Source organism: Kluyvera sp. Awk 3, assembly GCF_028069715.1.
Lineage (GTDB): Bacteria > Pseudomonadota > Gammaproteobacteria > Enterobacterales > Enterobacteriaceae > Kluyvera > Kluyvera georgiana_A.
In genome coordinates, this window is record NZ_JANEWH010000218.1 from 1 (window position 1) to 4,685 (window position 4,685).

The 4,685-nt window shown below is 50.0% G+C and carries 6 protein-coding genes and 1 tRNA gene; 3 read left to right on the forward strand and 4 right to left on the reverse strand.

The genetic code is table 11. The features are described from left to right. The first annotated feature begins 36 nt into the window (after positions 1 to 36). A complete protein-coding gene (locus tag NNN71_RS23730) occupies positions 37 to 687 on the forward strand; it encodes a helix-turn-helix domain-containing protein (RefSeq protein ID WP_271459495.1) in 651 nt (216 codons plus the stop codon). 96 nt (positions 688 to 783) lie between these two features. Next, positions 784 to 1,422, forward strand: a complete 639-nt coding sequence (locus NNN71_RS23735; protein WP_249023064.1) for a winged helix-turn-helix transcriptional regulator — start codon at positions 784 to 786, stop codon at positions 1,420 to 1,422. Positions 1,423 to 1,653: 231 nt separating this feature from the next. Here NNN71_RS23735 and cbl read toward each other — a convergent pair whose 3' ends face one another. Both cbl and nac read right to left on the reverse strand, forming a co-directional pair. Next, positions 1,654 to 2,604 (reverse strand): HTH-type transcriptional regulator Cbl, encoded by a 951-nt coding sequence (cbl, locus tag NNN71_RS23740; protein ID WP_065357644.1) that lies wholly within the window; start codon positions 2,602 to 2,604, stop codon positions 1,654 to 1,656. A gap of 102 nt (positions 2,605 to 2,706) precedes the next feature. Continuing rightward, positions 2,707 to 3,624, reverse strand: a complete 918-nt coding sequence (nac, locus tag NNN71_RS23745) for a nitrogen assimilation transcriptional regulator NAC (RefSeq protein WP_167575503.1) — start codon at positions 3,622 to 3,624, stop codon at positions 2,707 to 2,709. A gap of 307 nt (positions 3,625 to 3,931) precedes the next feature. On the opposite strand from nac, the gene NNN71_RS23750 reads away from it, so the two are divergent. After that, positions 3,932 to 4,007, forward strand: a tRNA-Asn gene (locus NNN71_RS23750). Between the two features lie 67 nt (positions 4,008 to 4,074). On the opposite strand, the gene NNN71_RS23755 is transcribed toward NNN71_RS23750, so the two are convergent. Both NNN71_RS23755 and NNN71_RS23760 read right to left on the reverse strand, forming a co-directional pair. After that, positions 4,075 to 4,407, reverse strand: coding sequence for a type II toxin-antitoxin system PemK/MazF family toxin (locus tag NNN71_RS23755; protein WP_271459494.1), 333 nt, complete (start codon positions 4,405 to 4,407; stop codon positions 4,075 to 4,077). Continuing rightward, positions 4,408 to 4,665 (reverse strand): AbrB/MazE/SpoVT family DNA-binding domain-containing protein, encoded by a 258-nt coding sequence (locus NNN71_RS23760; protein ID WP_200000470.1) that lies wholly within the window; start codon positions 4,663 to 4,665, stop codon positions 4,408 to 4,410. Between the last annotated feature and the right edge of the window lie 20 nt (positions 4,666 to 4,685).

Consider the following 4,685-nt stretch of genomic DNA (forward strand, 5'->3'; position numbering starts at 1 on the left):
ACTCTTAGCAGAGATAAGAAATTGACTTCAAATGATATTAAAGGCCTGCCTTTGGACTATTTAAATTCTACGCTGGCTAAAAAACCACTGGAACACATTAAAACCCTAATGGATTCAATTGCTCCATATGGTGAAAAAATCACGCCAGTAAAAGGCGAGGTTTTACGCTACCAGGTCAATGGAAAGCGCTACTGTTATCTATTGGAGAGCGGCAGCATTAGCTTAAACAGAAGGGGGGACGGTATGGTTTTGAACAGTGAAAAGTCCCCTTTTATCATGGGCGTCAGCAACCAGTCTGCTTACGGCGATCGACTTTACGTTCGGGCCCTGGAGAAATCAGAATTAACCCGCTTACCGCTGGAAAGATTTAATCTGTTAGTGCAAAAATATGCTCTTTGGGAAAGTACCTGTGCTTTACTTATTTACACATCATCACGCATTTTTGAACATTGCACAATGATTGCGAAAATGTCTTCTTATGACATCGTGAAATTTCAGCTAAACCAATTAATGAATGAATCACCCAGCTTTCGTACCAACATTACTGCGGCTACTTATATAAAAGAGCGAACTTATCTTTCCAGAAGCAGTATCATGCGTATCATCAGTGACCTTAAAAGTGCAGGATTACTTTCTATGGAAAAAGGTGTACTGATTGAACTTAAGCAATTACCACCAAGATATTGATTCATAACAATTTATTGTCAATAAGCCATTGTAGGTTAGACTATTTATTCATACGCTATAATATAAGGACAAATCAACACAATTCTGGACAGGAACATGAGCGATAGTTTTTGGGCCACAAAATTAATGACACCGTCTCCTTTTACTGAGTGTATTATCGAAAAATTAGAACCATACTGTGAAATAAAAAACATATCCCCCCGTAAACGTCTTTATCCAAAGTCAGGGGGTAAATATTACTGTTATCTTCTGTTGAAAGGATATGTGACATACCATCGTGATAAAAATGACATTGCGGTTTTGACCGCCACCGCGCCTACCCTTTTTGGTCTAAACTATATCGCCAGCGAAAATATTATCACCTATATCAAGACGTTAACCCCTGCCACCATTGGCATCATGTCCCTGGACAAAGCCATTGAAATCATTGAAGAACATCACCTATGGAAAGCTGTAGCGCAGCATATGATGGTGTTGTCCAGTAAATTGTATATTATCAATGAGCAAATGAGCGCTCCCACCTCGTATGAATTAATTAAGTTCATCCTGTTGCAGCTGATGTCTGAAAATGAGAGCTACAGGAAATCCATCACAGTGGTAAATTATATTCAGGGAAAAACACACCTCTCACGGAGTGGCATCATGCGCATTCTCACCTATCTCAAAGCGGGAGGCTATATTGAAATCCATCGCGGATTCCTCATCAGTTTGAATAAACTCCCCGCTAAGTTCTGACTGGATGCATACGACCCCCTGCAAATGGTGCTCCTGGTAATAACGTGAATCAGCGATCTTTCACAGTATGACTGCTGATTGTCGTGGTTAATCTGGCGACGATGATACCCTGGAGTTCTTAATTGCGATTGCCTGTCAAGCAGCTAATGGCTGAGCCACGCCAGGCAGAAAACCTGCTGAAAAGCAGGCTTTCTGCGACACTCCATCGCAAAATCGCCAAACGACACACCATCAAATCTGGTAATCCAGCACCGTCTCTTCCAGGTCCATCGCCTGGCGTTTGATCTCTTCCAGCGACAATCCGGCATTGCACAGTTCGATAAAACGCCACACGTAGTTCCGCTGTAGCTGACCACGTTTAAGCCCCAGCCAGACGGTATTGGCATCAAACAAATGATGGGTATCCAACCGCACCAGGCTACCGGACTCCTGCGCATCGCCCGACTGCTCGGCCACCAGCCCAATTCCCAGCCCCAGCTCGACGTAAGTTTTGATGACATCCGAATCCTGCGCGCTGAGCACGATATCCGGCGTCAGCCCCTTACGGTTAAACGCTTCATCAATGCGCGAACGCCCGGTAATTCCCTGACGATAGGTAATCAGCGGCCAGCGGGCAATCGCTTCCAGCGTCAGCGGCGTGGTCTGAGTGAGCGGGTGATCGGTGGGAACAAGCAGGCTGTGATGCCAGCGGAACCATGGGAAAGCCACCAGCGTGGCATCGTTGCTCAGCCGTTCGCTGGCGATACCGATATCGGCGCCGCCGCTGTGCAACAACGCGTCGATTTCCTGCGGCGTGCCCTGAATCAACTCCAGACGCACATCTTTGAAGATCTCACGAAAGGCTTTGATCACCGGCGGCAAGCTATAGCGCGCCTGAGTGTGGGTGGTGGCGATGGTCAGTACGCCGGAGGCATCGTTGGTAAAGAGGTCGGCCAGACGGCGAACGTTGCTGGCCTCATTCAGAATACGTTCGGCAATCACCAACAGGGCTTTACCCGGCTCGGTCATACCTAATAAGCGCTTCCCGCGACGAATGAAGATCTCAATCCCTAGCTCTTCCTCAAGCTCGCGAATATGTCGACTTACGCCAGACTGCGATGTGTAGAGCATATTGGCGACTTCGGTCAGGTTGTAATCCTGCCGTGCCGCTTCGCGAATAATTTTAAGTTGCTGGAAGTTCACGCGTCACCCCGATTCAGTCAGATATGACGCTATTGTTAAAGTTTGTCGACCTGACAAACAAATAATAAAAACCAGCAACATATTCCTGAATGGAATATAAGCTTAGCTCACAAGCTGCAATTCACGGTTATCCAGCATTGGCCGACTCACCAGCGACATCAAAATCTCTTTCACCGCTTGCGCCTGCGGCGATAACTGGCCTCGTGCCGAAACGTTGAGCGATAAAGGCAGACTCATCGATGGCGTCGTAATGCGCGCCATCCAACCGTTCGCCGCGGCGCATAGCGATCGAGCCGCCGACTCCGGCAGAACAGTCACCCCCATACCGCTGGCGATGGCGGCGGTCAGCGTTGAGATTGACTCAATTTCACCGATGATCTTTGCCGTTAAGCGGCGCAGCGAAAAAGCTTCGTCAACGCGGGCGCGGACGGCGCTATAGTCGCGGGGTAAAAACAGGTTCATTTCAGCAACGGCGGTCAGATCCACGCTCTGCCCCGGGCAATCACGGGTGCCCACCAGATAAAGATCTTCCTTCAGCAACGGCTGGCTCATAATCCCCGCCAGCGGCGCGCGATCGTACAGCACCGCCATATCCAGTTGGCCGTTGAGTAGCTTGTCATTCAGCACGGTGCCGCTGTTTTCATGCAGATACACCAGCACATCCGGCAGTTCATTACGCACCGCCTGCAGCAGCGGCATGGTAATTGACGAGGCCGCCGTTCCCGGCGCAAGCCCGATTGAAACGGTGCCACTGAGCGTTTGACCGACATTGTTCACCGCCAGTTGCGCCTGTTCACACTGACGCAGAATCGTGCGGGCATGCGTATACAGAACCTTTCCAGCCTCGGTTGGCGTCACGCCGCGCTTGGTGCGAATAAGCAGCTGTTGGTCAAGTTCACCTTCCAGCGTTGCGACCTGCTGGCTCAGTGCAGGCTGCGCGATATGCAACACTTCAGCCGCCTGAGTCAGGCTGCCGATATCGACGATTTTCACGAAGTATTTCAGCCGTCTTAAGTTCATTTTTGCCTCCGGTACGAGATCCACTGCCACGCTGGCGTTAAGTAATCGGAGGAGTTGCAAGATGCTTGCCAGTTTTAAAAATCGTGCTGAAACCGGGTAATCCTATCGCTGGCGCCCTTTTTTGCCCCGGTCAGAAGATTGCCCTATGCCCCATAAGGGGTAAATATGCACTTTCACGGTGCAAGCTGCGGAGAAAATGAGCAATAAAACCTAAATTGCTGAAATTGTCAGCAAACGAACTTATTCGCGCTTTTCACCCTTTGACAAGCCGTAGGGACATCGATAATATGCGCCCCGTTCACACGATTCCTCTGTAGTTCAGTCGGTAGAACGGCGGACTGTTAATCCGTATGTCACTGGTTCGAGTCCAGTCAGAGGAGCCAAATTTAGAAAAGCCTGCTTTCGAGCAGGCTTTTTGCTTTTCAGCATCTGTCAGTCGCATCGAAAGCCTCAGCTCAAAATGGCTTCCAGTCTGGCCAGCACTTCATTCACGACGGCATCAGGTATACGTTCCAGTCGTATGCCATTTCGGGCACTCATATCAATAGTTCTGGGCTGATCGCAGCGGATCACGCCCGTTGTTTTGGTTCCCGCCCCCTCCAGTGAGACGGCAAAACCGGCTGCGCGAGCAAAGTTTCCACCGCTGGTGACGGGAACAACAACGGGCAGGCGGGTCAGCTTGTTAAACGCGGCCTTAGATACGATAAGCACCGGACGTTTCCCGCTTTGCTCATGACCGGCAATCGGATCCAGTGAAACGAGCCAGATTTCCCCTCTGTCCATTTACAGGAGCTCCTTACCCACCGCAGGCGCATCAATCCATTCCCGATCCTCTTCGCTCATTTCGGCGTGCGGATCGCACTGCGCCAGCAGCTCCTCAAGCGAATAGCGGGGCCGTTTCTGGGGTTCAATAATCAGGCAGCCATTATCAATGGTCATACCCACTTCGCTATCGGTCGACAGCTCCAGCGTTTTCAGCACGGCGGGAGGAACCGCCAGCATGATGGATCCGCCGACCTTTTTCAGGCGAGTTGTATACATAGAACACCTCCGAATATTAT